Origin of the sequence: Kitasatospora sp. NPDC001309, from assembly GCF_042896295.1 — a bacterium.
In the GTDB taxonomy this organism is placed as follows: domain Bacteria; phylum Actinomycetota; class Actinomycetes; order Streptomycetales; family Streptomycetaceae; genus Kitasatospora.
The window spans coordinates 1-11,930 of record NZ_JBIAXC010000094.1; the positions used below are offsets into that span (position 1 = coordinate 1).

Below are 11,930 nucleotides of genomic sequence, written 5' to 3' on the forward strand. Positions count from 1 at the left end.
CGCTCGTGATCCGACAACACCAGCTCGGCCAGCCTCGGCCCAGGACGTCCCATGCACTGACCAACGACGGATCAAGGACTCAGGACACTAGGGTGCGGCAGGTGATGACGACTTCCGGCCCGTACCCGGGTCTTCCCGTGCCGATGCCCGATGTTCTGCCGGATCCGTGGGTGGTGCTGCGGGGTACGGACTGGCCTTCGCTGGGCACCGCGTACGGGACCGCGGAAGACCTTCCCCGGGTCCTGGCCCCGCTCCTGAACCCGGACCTGAGCGTGGAGGAGACCGGGAAGGTTCTCAACGCCCTGGAGCCGGTGCAGCACCAGAACACGATCTACGAGGCGACCGCGCCGGTCGCGTTGTGTGTCGCGGCGGTCCTGGCCCGCCGCGCCGAGCACCACCGCGCGGCGGACAGGGTGTGCGCCTTGCTGCTGGGCTGGCTGGCCGGTATCGCCTATGACAGCGACGATGCCTGCGTGGCGGCCCATCAACGGCACTTCGAGGAGGACTTCCTGGAGGGCTACCCGCCGATGGCGGCCGTGCGTGCGCTGAGACCGGCGCTGTTCCAGGCCGTCGCCCCGTTCCTCGACGACTGCGACTCCGCGGCCGCGGACTCCGCGCTGTCCGCGGCCCTGGCGTTCGCCGAGGACCCGGGCCTGGCCGGGCAGCGCGACGCCCTGGCCGAGCGAGCCCGGCGCCTCCTGCTCACCTGCGACACGCGGTGGCGACGCGGGCAGGCCCTTGACGTGCTGACCGCCTGGGGCCACGACACGACCGCGCTCACCCGGCCCGGCGACGACGACCGCAGCCCGTACGTCACCGGCCCGTCCTGGCCCGACGGCGACGGGGACCCCGACAACCCGCCCTTCTGACAGGCCGACCACGCCCGTGCCGGACCTGCCGGGGCTCGATCGGCGGGAAGGCCGGCTCGGAGCCGGAGCTGTCCGAGAGGGCCGGCCCGACCGGCCGGAGTGCCCGTGGTGCGACAGCGACCGGGAGACGGAGGAGCTGGGCCCGCTGTGCTGCCGCCCCGACCAGGCGCGAGCAGGTGGCTGGCCATCCTGCTCTGTGCCCCGGACGATCCTCCAGCGCTTGCTGCGCCCGGGGCGGCGTCGAACAAGGCGGTCCGGCAGGGGCAAGGTGTCCTGGATCGTCATCTCACCCCCGACCAGGTGGCCAAGCTCGACGGCCTGGACGAGTTGTGGCGGCTGGAGCCGGACTGGAACCGCTCCTACCGGCGCCTGCTCGCCTACCTGGCCGCCGACGGCACCCTCGACGGACCGGCGAACCGCACCGGCCTCGGCGACGACCCCGCCTTCCGACCCGGCACCTGGCTGCGCAAGCAGGCGGCGGCCCGCACCGACGGCAAGCTGACCCAGCAGCAGACCGCGCTCCTGGACGCCCTCCACCGGCACACGGCCGAGACCGTCGCCGGCTGTCCCGTCCCGCGCCCCCGCCGTCCCGTCCCGCGAGGCGGCCCGGTCAGGGGAGGACCTGCTGCCCGCCCGGCTGCGCTGGCCTCGATACCTCACCCAGGCGCGCTTGGAGGCCACGATGCGGATCGTGTTCGACCCCGACGAGGCCGAAGGACTGCGCGCAACCGCCCGTGACGCGGCGCTGGAGGACCCGACCCTGGCCTACGTCCTCCTCGACCTGGCCGACCGCGGCGTCGACCTGAACGCGCGCCACACCTGGGACGACATCAAGACCGAGCGAGGCATCGAGGCCGCCCCGGCGACCGACGGCGAGCAGCGCGTTACCTGACCGCCCGCCGCGCCGCGCCACCATCCTCTTCCACGAGGTCGCCGAACGGCAGCTCGCCGAGATGGACGACGCCGCCCTCGCCCGCCTCGATCCGCACCTGACCACCATCGCGCTCAGCCCGAAGACCGCCGGCATCCAGATGCGCCCCGACAGCCCGGTCCGGGACTACGCCAAGGACGGCGTCCGGATCGCCTTCGTCCCCACGATCCTCGGCACGATCGTGCTCGTCGCCTACGCCGAGGTCGACCCGCAGTGACCACCGGCACCACCCAGGTCGACAAGCTCTACATCTCCTGCGCCACCAACACCAACGACCACTTCGTCCGCGCCACCGCCTACACCCCAGGCGAAGCCGACGCCGCCGTCGACAACGCCGAGACCGGCCGCCGCCTCGCCCCCGTGTCCGTACACCGCTTCCACGACACCATCCGGACCAGCCGTGGCCGGCTGCGCCGCACCGGCTACGCTCCCCACCCCGACGGCGTCCCGCAGTGGACGGAGCGGCTGACGTGGGGGGCCGGGCGGAGTACGTTGCCGCTATGAGCCCTGGGGGATTCGACTTCGATGGCGATGCGGTCTACTACATCGGGAACATCGAGCACATCGAGAACTGGACCAGCAGCGGGAGCGTCGAGCACCGCAAGGTGAGCGCGGTCGCCGAGGCGCCCGATTGCAGCGCGGTCCCGTTGTACCCGGATGAGGTCGCCGTGTGCGATCTGACGCGGACGCTTCCCGACGGACCGTCGGCGGCGCCGTACGTCGCGTTCATGGAGCAGGTCATGGCCTGTTCGGAGGCGACGCCGCAGGAGCGGGCCGAGATCTTGGCGCGTCTGGAGGTCCTGGTACGGGAGAGCCGACAGCCGGTCGGGTCGCGGGAGGGGATGAGGGAGAAGGTGCAGGCGCTGGTCGAGAAGGCGACACCGTTCGTTCCCCTGGCCACCGCCGCGCTTGAGCTGGCGCGGACGCTGAGCGGCTGATCGGGGCGGGGGCGGTCTGCCACCGCGGACCGCCCCCTCGCCGACACCCCGAGCAGGCCTGCGTCGAGGCCCGCGACGGCGGCCTCGCGATCCCGCCGGGGCCGAACACCGCCCGACCCGGGCCGGCCGCCGCTCGGGACGCCGCCTGTCTCCTGGCGGACGAGGGCCTGGCCGTCCTCCACGTCCACAACGCCGAGACCGTCGTCGGCTGACCCGTCCCGTACGACCCCGCCGCCCCGGCCCGTCCGCCGGTGTTTCCCGTGGCTCCTGGTCCTCGTGGGCGTCGACGTCTGTGCGGCGTGCGGCCGGGAGCGCCTGGTTCGTCGTCGTCATGACCGGTGAACCGGGCCCGCTCCGTCCGGTGGGCGTGGGGCGTCTCGTCCTGTCCGGCGTGGCGGTGGTTCAGCACTGCCAGAGGAGGAGGGCCTGGGTGCAGGGTTCGCAGTGAAGGCGTAGGCGCAGCCGCCGCCGAAGTTCATGGCGGTGGGGTGGGGACCTTCTTCGAGTTGGACGGCCAGGGGGCATGGGGTGGTCGCACAGGGGGCAGGTGGGTGTCTCGTCGCCCTGGATCCATGCGGGTGTGCCGCCGAGCTGGCCGAGGACGGAGGTGTCCGGGCGGCCGGTCCTGGCCGCCCATGCTTCGCGGGCCTCGTCGTACTCCGCTTGGTCTGTGTGTTCGATGGTCACCGCTCGGACGGCGCCGAGTACGAGCACCGTCTCGTCGGCGTCGGCGTCATCGGGGAGGTGGGGCAGGGGTCGCGGCCGCAGGTCGGTGGTGGTGGGGAGGAGGAAGGCGGGGTTTCCGCCGGCGGTGGGGGCCCAGTCGTCGCACATGCCGGGGTCGTTCCGGCACGCGAACAGGGCGAGGATCCCGCGGTCCCGGGTCACCGGGGTGTCCGGGGCGGTCGGGCCTGCGTCGATCATCAGATTCACCACGCACGGACTCTAGGACACGCGTAGGGCGGTGCGGTTAGCGACGCGGGGGCCCCGCGTCGTCCGCTCAGTCGCAGGTGTTCAGCAAGTCGCCGAGCTTGGCCTTCTCGGATTCGGTGACGCTGAGCTTGTAGAGGCTCTTGACGTGCGTCCAGGCGCGGCTGGCACCAACCACGTCACCCTCGTCACCGCCGCCCACGCCTTTCCCACCCTCCGCCGACTCGACCCCGAAGTCCAAGCACCGGCCTGACTCTCTACCAGGTCCCCGACCAGCCCCAGGGCCTGCTGAGCTGCTGGACCGGTGTCTGCCGCACCTGCCAACGCCCGCTTCCCACAAGGAAATCCCGAAACCGCACCCGACAGCCCGTCCCAACCTGACGAAGTACTGCTAGTTAGTGCCGCCAGGACCGCCGGCGGTGTGGGCGCACCGGCAACAGCACGCCCTCTACGGGCGGTTCGGGGGGTCCAGGAACCAACGAGGGCGGGGGCAGCGCAGGAACGAGTCGGTGATCGTCCTTGTCTCGAAGGTCCTTGATCAGCTCTGCCCGCCATCGCTGGGCCCACGCGGGATGCAGGGCGTGGAGCAGGGTGGGCGCCTCCATCGTGTCACCCTCTGGTCTTCGCCCTCGCGGGGGTGCTTGAGTACCCAGCGGCTGGCGAGCTCGCGTGTGGCGCTGTCGAATGCCCAGTACAGCAGTTCGTCGGGGTCGCGGGTCGAGCGCTGGAGCAGAGCTCTCCCCGTTCAAGGGCGAGGTAGCTCAGCCAGCCGTTCTCGCCGACGCTGATGAACGGGCAGGCGCCGTCACGGTTGTCGAAGGTCGGTACATCCCGGCCTGTCAGTCCGACGACGGCGCTCAGCCGCGCGATCTCGGTTTCCAGGTGTTGCCGCATCCGGGCGGCCTCTCCCTTGCCCATTCTCCCCCGCCTTGCCGCTGCCGTATGAGCCGGAAAAGGGACGGGGGCGAGCCCCGGGTCCCGGCGTCCCGACCGTTCCCGCGTGGCGGATCGGTGTCGGCCACGCAGGTCGAGCGTATCCCACTTTTCGTCTAAATGACGATAACTGGGAGGCCGGTCCGGAGCGCCCTTGCCCGTACTACCGCCAAGGCCGACACCATCCGGCGGCCGCCGCTGAACGGATGCGGTGGCCCTCTGCCGAAATGCCCGACCTGCGGTCAGGAGTGCTCGGCCGCCGGGTCTGCGACCCACTCCGTGACCCTGTGCGCACCGACGCTCTCCTCCCAGCGGACGGAGTGGGCGACGCATTCCAGCCGGGCGAGGAAGCCACCCTCCGACCGCCACTCGTACTGCTGCGCCCGGGTCGCCATGGCGCCGCACCGCCGCGCCCGCGCGAGCAGCGCCACGTGCCCGGCACGCCACCGGTCCAGGACATCCGCCCACTTCGCGGGGATACTCCACACGCCGGCCCATCGTCGGACCACGTCCATGACGACGAGGCCCGCCACCACCAGCGGGTCGCGCCATCGGGCTCGCGGACGGCCCCGACCAGCAGCCGGTCGACCTCCTTCACCGCCAGGCGCCGCGCCGCGGGGGCGATTCCGGCGTCGAGGAGCTCGGCCGCAGGGGCGCGGCGGCGGGCCCGTGCGGCCCGGTCGACGGGTTCACCCTGAACGGCCAGGCGCCAGTCGTCGTTGAATCGGTCGTCCCGGCTCAGCTCCGTCCACCGCAGGTCCAGCGCAACGAGTCGGCCGGTGGCGGCCGCCCCCGCCGCGAGCTCCCGCAGAGCGTCTCCGAGCAGGGCCTGGTCGACGTGGTGGCGGCTGCGGGCCCCGGGCCGTCGCCGACCGCGCTGCGCTCGCGCAGGCGGTCCACGAACTGAGCACACGCCTGACCCTGGGCGGGACCGCGAAGGCTTTGGGGGGTGGCTGCCCTCCGGACCGAGCAGTCACCCCTTCGAGCGGACTTCCCGGCCCCGCGGGCGGGAACGCTCCTCGCCATGACCGACACCGCCCTGTTCGAGCCCGGCACCACCGCGATCCGCCGCGACGTCCACGCCGACCGGATGTGGACCGCGATGCCCCAGCGCGTGATCGACGACACCGGCCACGTGCTGACCCTGGCCTACTGGCCGGGCATCGAGAGCCTCGCCCCGACGACCTGGATCACCTCCACCCGCACCGGCGACGACGCCACCCGCCAGCAAGGCCTGGCCGACCTGGCGGCCGGCACCTGGACCCTCGGCCCCTACCGCTGGGAGAACACCGAGCTGCTGAGCCATTTCCTGGCCGGCGAGTGGTTCTCCGTGCACTGCTTCCAGGACGCCGCCACGAAGGAACCGTTGCGCTGGTACGTCAACTTCGAGCACCCCTACCGGCGCCGCCCGGGCCTGGGCATCGACACCATGGACCTCGCCCTCGACCTGGTCGTCACCCCCGACCTGACGGGGCACCACTGGAAGGACACCGAGGAGTACGCCCAGCTGCGCCGCCTCGGCGTGGTCGACGACTACACGGGCCGCCAGATCGAGCAGGCCCGCGGCCGGGCGATCGCCATGCTGGGCGAGCGCACCGGGCCGTTCGCCGACGGCTGGCCGACCTGGTCACCGGATCCGTCCTGGCCGCTGCCGGCGCTGCCGCCCGGCGCCGACGAAGCGGCCACGGCGCTGACCCCGTAACGACCATGACGAGCAGCGGCACAGCAACCGGGCCGGTCCGGGTACGGTGCGCGAGGTGCTCGTCCACGACGGCTGGGTGTGTCTGATCCACCGCCAGCGGGAGGCCGGCCTCCAGCACTCGCTGCCCGCTGGCGTGGTCGAGGACTGAGCTTGCTCCGCTTTGACGGATGCCGTTGGTGTGGTGGTCAGGCCGCCAGGGCGGTCTCGTATTCGGCGGGACTGCGGTAGCCGAGGCTGCTGTGCAGTCTGCGTATGTTGTACCAGGCTTCGATCCACTCGAAGATCGCGGTCCGTGTTGCGGCCTTGCTGGGCCAGGGGTGGTCGCCGAGCAGCTCCCGTTTGAGGGTGGCGAAGAAGGACTCGGCGAGGGCGTTGTCCCAGCACTGGCCGGTCCGGCCGACCGACAGCCGAACTCCGAACTCGCCTGCCAGGTCAGCGAATTCACGGCTGGTGTATTGGCAGCCGCGATCGGAGTGGAAGATCACCGGACCAGTCGGGCGGCGGGTGTGGCAGGCGGCCCGTAGGGCGTCGGCGACCAGTTCGGTGCGCAGGTGGTCGGCGGTGGCCCAGCCGACGACGCGACGGGAGGCGATGTCGATGACGGTGGCCAGGTAGAGCCAGCCCTCGTCGGTGGGGATGTAGGTGATGTCGCCGCACCAGCGCGCGTCGAGGGCTGCCGGGTGGGGCTGGAAGTCGCGAAGGACCAGGTCCGGCCGGGTGGCGGCGCGGGGGTCTGGGATCGTGGTGCGCTGGCGGCGTCTTCGGTGCCGGCCCTCGAGGCCGGCCTGGCGCATCAGGCGTGCGACCCTTCGCCGGCCGCACCGGTCGCCGTCGCGCTGCGGGACGGCGTGCACGCGCGGAGCTCCATAGGTGCCGCGGGAGGCCTCATGGACCTTGGTGATCTTCTCGGTGAGCTCCGCGTCGCGCACGGCGCGGGGGCCGGGGGTCTCGGTGCGGCGGGCGTAGAAGGCGGCTCGGGAGACCTGGAGCAGTTCACACGCGCGTTTGACGTTGTGGCCTGCCTGCTTCTCCGCCTCGATGAACGGGTGCACCGTCACCGGGTCTCCGTCGCGAAGAAAGCCGTGGCCCGGCGGAGGATGTCCACGTCCTCGCGCAGGCGGCGGTTCTCCCGCCGCAGCCTCGCCGGTTCCTCGCGCTCGTCGCTGGTCAGGCCGTCGCGCTCGCCGGCGTCGACCTCGGCATGTCTCACCCAGTCGCGCACCGCGGTCTCGGTCAGGTCGAATTCCTTGGCGACCTGACCGACCGAGCGGTCGCCGCGTCGGCACAGCTCGATGATCTCGGCCTTGAACTCCGGCGTGAACGAGCGGCGAGGGCGTGGCTTCTTCTTCCCCATGCTCTCCATGATGGACATCATCCTTACCGGGGCCGAAGCCCCTGATCAGGGGTGTCCGTCAAAGCGAATCAAGCCCACCCGCTGGGTGTTCCGGCGCTTCGGACACGGGCTAATCTGCGCAGCTCAGGGCCATGGCAGGGACCGAAGTGACTGAATCCGGGGATTGGGTGCACAACAGCGCGCGGCCTGGTCTTCGGCGCCGGGTGGGCCGCCGTGTGCCGGTGTGCTCCGGCTGCACTGCCCGTGCCGCTGGTGGGTCTCCTGTCCCTGGGGGATCCGGACGCCTGGGCGCTGTCGGTTCCGACGGCGGCCAGGCGTGGCTCTGGCCGGCGAGGGGCCGTCGGGTGTGACCTGTTGGCCGGTGTGGGCGTGGAATGGCCTCTCTCGCGGGGTTGTCTGGACCTTTGGTTGTGCCTGTTGGGGTGGTGGTGGGGTGCGTGTTCGGAGTGGGTTTGGTGACTGTGTGTGTGGTGGTGGTGGGGTCGGGGGCCGGGTCTGCCGCTGGCGGGGCCGGTGGGGTGCTGTTGGGTCTGGATTCGGGGGTGAATTCCGCCGGGTATTCCGCCCGGTTGTTTTGGTGGATTGGCCGCCGGGTGGTGGTGTGAATCCGGTTCGGAATTGCGGGGCCTGGGGGTTGGTGTTCGGTTCGGTGGGGGTCGGGCCCTGGGGTCGTCTGGGCCTGCTGCGCCCTGCCCGGCCGCTGCCGTCCCCGGGCCGTGCCCGTGTTCGCTGTGCCCTGCCCGGTGCTGCCGCCGCCGGGGGGGCGTCCGGGCCGGGGCGTGGTCCTGTTCTGGTCCCTGGTGATGGTTTGGGTCACTGGGTGTTTTTGCTGGTCAGGGCGGTGTCAGGGACTGAAGTGACTGAGGTTGGGAGTTGAGGTGGTGTTCGGTTTTGTCCAGGCCGGGCCCGCCGTCCCGGTGGCTGTGCCCGCCTCGTTGCTCCGCTGCCCTTTCGTCCGGGCCGTTCCGGGTCCGCGGTCCGTCCTCCGCCTCGGCGGCGTTGTTGCGGCCGCTGCCCGTCTGCGGTGCCGTCGTCTTGGGCCTGCTGCTCCGTCTTCCAGGGCCGCATCGGTTGTCCTGCTGCGCCTGTGCCGGCCTCGCCGGAGGGCGGGGTGGCCGTCAGGCCGCTGTGGGGCGGCTGCCTGCCGCGTGGTGCCGGGCTTGGTTCCGGACGTGGTGGCAGTTGGCGGCGGGGAGTTGCCACCCCGGGCTGCGCCCGTTCGGGATGTGGACGGTTTTTCGTTGCCGGGACGGGCCGGCGAGCAGCGGTTCACCGCCGTGCAGGACGACATGCGGGAGCGGGCGGGGCTGCCGGCGGGGGTGGGTGTAGCAGCGGTGAGCGGCGAGGTCGCACCTGTTGTGCATCTTGACCGCGGACCGGGTGAGGGGGCCGTCGGCCGGGTGGGTCGGCCCGGCCGGCGGCGGGGGCTCAGTGGTGGAGCAGGTGCTGTGCGAGGAGGGTGACGGGCAGGGCCCCGGCGGCGCCGGCCGCGCCGAGGAGCGCTCGGCGGCCCAGGACCCTGGCGTGGGACCGCCACCGCTGCCCGCGCGCCCTGGTGGGAGCCGCGAGCCGTTCCGGCGTAGGTTTCATGGTGATGCTCCTGTTGGTGAAGACGGGGTGTCGGTTGGGGAGCCCCGACCAGCGCCGGCCAGCGCTGGTCGATCACGGGGCTCCCCGGGCCCTGTCAGGCCGTCAGATACGGCCCGGTTGCCGGAAATGTACTGCCCGTGAGTACTCCACGCGGCGCCCGTCCAGGTCCGCCCTGAGGTACGCCCCGCCGTCCTGCTGCTGGGCCTGGTCGCCGTCCTGGTCGGCCGCCAGGCCGTCTCGCTGCGCCCGTCTCGGGGGTCCGGCCGCTGCCCGCCGTGCCCGCGCCCGCCCTGGTGGCGTCCCGCCCGCTGCCGGGTCGGCCCGCTGCTGCGCCCTGGCCGCGGTCCTGGCCGTCGTCCTGGTTCGGTGTTCGGTTTTGTGTCGTTGCTCCGGGAATTGCTCCGTTGACGTCGAGCGGGATTTCCTCGGCGGTCTGGAACGGCGGTCGCCGTGTCGGCGCGGAGGGCCGTAGGCCCCTTTCCGGTGTGCCTGAATTCGATTTCCGTCCGCTGCACCCCGCAAGGCTTTCCTGATGATCGGCGTGATGTTTTCAGTGGGTTCGGCGTTGCTGTTCGCTCGGGTTTGGGTGGTGATTCTTCCTGCTCAGGGGCATTTTGTGAGTGGGCAGTGGTGAAGGGCCACGCTGATGTGGTGGTGAAGGATCACTCCGAGGTGCGGTGAAGCGCGGACGCCGAGCGTTATCGCGGCTGCCGGGGTCCGGCTGGCGGTGGTGAGGCCCTGGGCGGGGGTCTTGTGGGCGTTGTATATGGGAAGCGGCAGGTTGGTCGGCTCCGGCAGGATGGCGAGGTGAACTTCTTCTTCCGTCGTCAGCACCCCGTCCCGCAGCCTTCCCCGGGCACTGCTGCCCTGGAGCGTGTCCGGCTGCTGGTCGCCGGTGAGCGGTCCGCGGACGGAAGCGCGCTGGAGGAGTTGACCGCCGCGCTGTTGGAGGTCGGCGCGACCGGAAGCGCTGAAGACTCGTTCGAGGCGCTGCGCACGCTGACGGAGCGCCCGGCGTTGCTGCTGCGCCTGGACGCTTTCATACGGCGGGATTGGTGGCACCCGACTCGCCCCACCCCGCGGCCCACCGAAGCCGACCCGGTCGCGCTTGCCCTCGCCGCCTTGCACGCCGACGGCCGCATCCGCGAGCGCGCGGTGCGCCGGATGCTGGACCAGCCGCACCCCGGGACGATGCCGTTCCTCGTGCTGCGCACCAGCGACTGGGTCCGCCAGGTCAGGGACGCGGCGAGCGCGGGCCTGGCCGTGCTGCTCCATGGCGACCCGCTGCTGGCCACCCCGGCGACCGTGCGTACGGCCCTGCTGATCAACCGGCGCCGACGCGGCGCATTCGCCCACGGCCAGCTGCTCGTGCCGTTGCTGACCGGGTCGACCGCGGCCCTGGCCGGAACGCTCCTCGCGGCCCCCGAGGCGCCGGTGCGCCGCTTTGCCCTGGACGCCGTCGCCCACCGCCTTGGGATCCGTGACCTTGCGGCCCTCGCCGAGCGCGACCCCGACCGCCAGGTCAGGGCCCGGGCCGCCGAGGCCGCCGCCCGGCAAGCGGTGTGGACCGACCAGACCGAGCTGCTGCGCCGGCTGGCCCGCAGCCGTCACGCCGAGGTGCGCGTCACCGCCCTCACGGGGCTGATGCGCACCGGCTCCCCGCAGAGCGTGGTGGCGTACCTCGACGACCCGTCCGCGCAGGTCCGGGCCTTGGCACGGGAGGCGGCGCGCCGCACCGGCACGGACCCGCTGATGCACTACCAGGCGGCCGTCCGGGCCGACGAGCCGCAGGTCGGGGCGGTCGCGGGGCTCGCCGAGACCGGTGGCCGGGCCGACGTCCCCCTGCTCTCCGCGCTCCTGGACAACCAGGCGCCCCAGGTCCGCGTCCACGCCCTGCGGGCCCTGCGGAGCCTCGACGTGGTGGCCGTGCCCCGGGTCACGGCGCTGCTGCGGGACGACTCCGCCGCGGTGGTCAAGGAGGCCGCCGCGGCCCTCGTCTCCAGCGCCACCCGGCTGCCCGCCGACCTGCTGTGGGACATGCTCACCGACCCGCAGCGGCCGGCCGTGCGGCGCGCGGGCTACCGGCTGCTGAGCCGGCGCGACCGCCTCACCGCACTACGCGCCGCCGTCCTCGCGAGCGGCGACACCCACCCCCGGCTCGCCGCCCAGGGCAGGACCGACGCCACCACACGGATCCGCGAACTCACCCCGCACCCCTGGCTCACCCGCTCGGTCCCGACCCTCGACGCCGACCCCGCACAGGCCGCCGAACTGCTCACCCTGGCGGAGGAACGCCGCACCGTCCTCACCGAGGACGTGATCCAGCTGCTGCGCGACGCGCTTCGTTCGGTGCCCGGCAGCCGGTAGTCAGGTCGCAGGCAGGCGCACCTCGCGCGGCCCGCTCGTGTTCGGCGTGTGGTTTTCACCGGGTTCGGCGCAGGCGTTCACTCCTGGCCGTCTGCCGGTCTGCTCCGGCTGGCCGGGTTTCCCTATTCTCCAGCACTGCCCTCGAAGGCGGACCCGAGCTCTGACACCACCGGCCGCCGACCCGCCCTCGCCGTGGGGGGGGCCCCCGGGGGGGGCCCCCCCCCCCCCCCCCCCCCCACCACCGGCGGCGGGGGGGGGGGGGCCCGGGCGGGCGGGGGGGGGCCCCCCCGGCGCAAAGGGGGCCGGGCGGAAAAAA

Annotated in this window: 13 protein-coding genes; 8 read left to right on the forward strand and 5 right to left on the reverse strand. The window is 72.6% G+C overall.

The window, feature by feature from the left end:
* Positions 1-143 precede the first annotated feature (143 nt).
* The 6 genes from ACFY2K_RS43125 (at position 144) to ACFY2K_RS43150 (ending at position 2,738) form a co-directional block, all read left to right on the forward strand.
* The gene (locus ACFY2K_RS43125; RefSeq protein ID WP_387718549.1) at positions 144-869 is read left to right on the forward strand and encodes a hypothetical protein; all 726 of its coding nucleotides are present in this window, start codon (positions 144-146) and stop codon (positions 867-869) included.
* Positions 870-1,169: 300 nt separating this feature from the next.
* On the forward strand, positions 1,170-1,607 hold the full coding sequence (locus ACFY2K_RS43130; RefSeq protein ID WP_387718551.1) for a helicase associated domain-containing protein: 438 nt from the start codon (positions 1,170-1,172) through the stop codon (positions 1,605-1,607).
* Positions 1,561-1,761: a hypothetical protein gene (locus tag ACFY2K_RS43135; RefSeq protein WP_387718554.1), complete on the forward strand. Its 201-nt coding sequence runs from the start codon at positions 1,561-1,563 to the stop codon at positions 1,759-1,761. The genes ACFY2K_RS43130 and ACFY2K_RS43135 overlap by 47 nt, the downstream gene beginning before the upstream one ends.
* A 61-nt stretch (positions 1,762-1,822) precedes the next feature.
* Positions 1,823-2,017, forward strand: coding sequence for a hypothetical protein (locus tag ACFY2K_RS43140; RefSeq protein ID WP_387718556.1), 195 nt, complete (start codon positions 1,823-1,825; stop codon positions 2,015-2,017).
* Positions 2,014-2,304 carry a hypothetical protein gene (locus ACFY2K_RS43145; RefSeq protein ID WP_387718559.1) on the forward strand — a complete coding sequence of 97 codons (291 nt, stop codon included), beginning with the start codon at positions 2,014-2,016 and terminating at the stop codon, positions 2,302-2,304. The genes ACFY2K_RS43140 and ACFY2K_RS43145 overlap by 4 nt, the downstream gene beginning before the upstream one ends.
* Positions 2,301-2,738 carry a hypothetical protein gene (locus tag ACFY2K_RS43150; protein WP_387718562.1) on the forward strand — a complete coding sequence of 146 codons (438 nt, stop codon included), beginning with the start codon at positions 2,301-2,303 and terminating at the stop codon, positions 2,736-2,738. The genes ACFY2K_RS43145 and ACFY2K_RS43150 overlap by 4 nt, the downstream gene beginning before the upstream one ends.
* Before the next feature lie 402 nt (positions 2,739-3,140).
* Here ACFY2K_RS43150 and ACFY2K_RS43155 read toward each other — a convergent pair whose 3' ends face one another.
* Together ACFY2K_RS43155 and ACFY2K_RS43160 are read right to left on the reverse strand one after the other, a co-directional pair.
* Complete coding sequence (locus tag ACFY2K_RS43155; RefSeq protein WP_387718565.1) at positions 3,141-3,674, reverse strand: hypothetical protein; 534 nt, start codon at positions 3,672-3,674, stop codon at positions 3,141-3,143.
* 1,169 nt (positions 3,675-4,843) lie between these two features.
* Complete coding sequence (locus ACFY2K_RS43160; protein ID WP_387718568.1) at positions 4,844-5,089, reverse strand: hypothetical protein; 246 nt, start codon at positions 5,087-5,089, stop codon at positions 4,844-4,846.
* Positions 5,090-5,625: 536 nt separating this feature from the next.
* Between ACFY2K_RS43160 and ACFY2K_RS43165 the strand changes: the two genes are divergently transcribed.
* Positions 5,626-6,303 (forward strand): DUF402 domain-containing protein, encoded by a 678-nt coding sequence (locus ACFY2K_RS43165; RefSeq protein ID WP_387718570.1) that lies wholly within the window; start codon positions 5,626-5,628, stop codon positions 6,301-6,303.
* 185 nt (positions 6,304-6,488) lie between these two features.
* On the opposite strand, the gene ACFY2K_RS43170 is transcribed toward ACFY2K_RS43165, so the two are convergent.
* The 3 genes from ACFY2K_RS43170 to ACFY2K_RS43180 all read right to left on the reverse strand — a co-directional run bounded on the left by ACFY2K_RS43170 (position 6,489) and on the right by ACFY2K_RS43180 (position 9,247).
* The gene (locus tag ACFY2K_RS43170; protein WP_387718573.1) at positions 6,489-7,361 is read right to left on the reverse strand and encodes an IS3 family transposase; all 873 of its coding nucleotides are present in this window, start codon (positions 7,359-7,361) and stop codon (positions 6,489-6,491) included.
* On the reverse strand, positions 7,358-7,657 hold the full coding sequence (locus tag ACFY2K_RS43175; RefSeq protein ID WP_387718576.1) for a transposase: 300 nt from the start codon (positions 7,655-7,657) through the stop codon (positions 7,358-7,360). The genes ACFY2K_RS43170 and ACFY2K_RS43175 overlap by 4 nt, the downstream gene beginning before the upstream one ends.
* Positions 7,658-9,085: 1,428 nt before the next feature.
* Positions 9,086-9,247 carry a hypothetical protein gene (locus ACFY2K_RS43180; RefSeq protein ID WP_375897299.1) on the reverse strand — a complete coding sequence of 54 codons (162 nt, stop codon included), beginning with the start codon at positions 9,245-9,247 and terminating at the stop codon, positions 9,086-9,088.
* An 807-nt stretch (positions 9,248-10,054) separates the two neighbouring features.
* On the opposite strand from ACFY2K_RS43180, the gene ACFY2K_RS43185 reads away from it, so the two are divergent.
* Complete coding sequence (locus ACFY2K_RS43185) at positions 10,055-11,614, forward strand: HEAT repeat domain-containing protein (RefSeq protein ID WP_387718579.1); 1,560 nt, start codon at positions 10,055-10,057, stop codon at positions 11,612-11,614.
* Positions 11,615-11,930 lie beyond the last annotated feature (316 nt).

What these genes read in the sequence shown, in the direction of transcription:
- ACFY2K_RS43125 (WP_387718549.1), top strand. Translation starts at nt 144, where the DNA reads ATGCCCGATGTTCTGCCGGATCCGTGGGTGGTGCTGCGGGGTACGGAC.
- ACFY2K_RS43140 (WP_387718556.1), top strand. Translation starts at nt 1,823, where the DNA reads ATGGACGACGCCGCCCTCGCCCGCCTCGATCCGCACCTGACCACCATC.
- ACFY2K_RS43150 (WP_387718562.1), top strand. Translation starts at nt 2,301, where the DNA reads ATGAGCCCTGGGGGATTCGACTTCGATGGCGATGCGGTCTACTACATC.
- ACFY2K_RS43165 (WP_387718570.1), top strand. Translation starts at nt 5,626, where the DNA reads ATGACCGACACCGCCCTGTTCGAGCCCGGCACCACCGCGATCCGCCGC.
- ACFY2K_RS43175 (WP_387718576.1), bottom strand. Translation starts at nt 7,657, where the DNA reads ATGGGGAAGAAGAAGCCACGCCCTCGCCGCTCGTTCACGCCGGAGTTC.
- ACFY2K_RS43180 (WP_375897299.1), bottom strand. Translation starts at nt 9,247, where the DNA reads ATGAAACCTACGCCGGAACGGCTCGCGGCTCCCACCAGGGCGCGCGGG.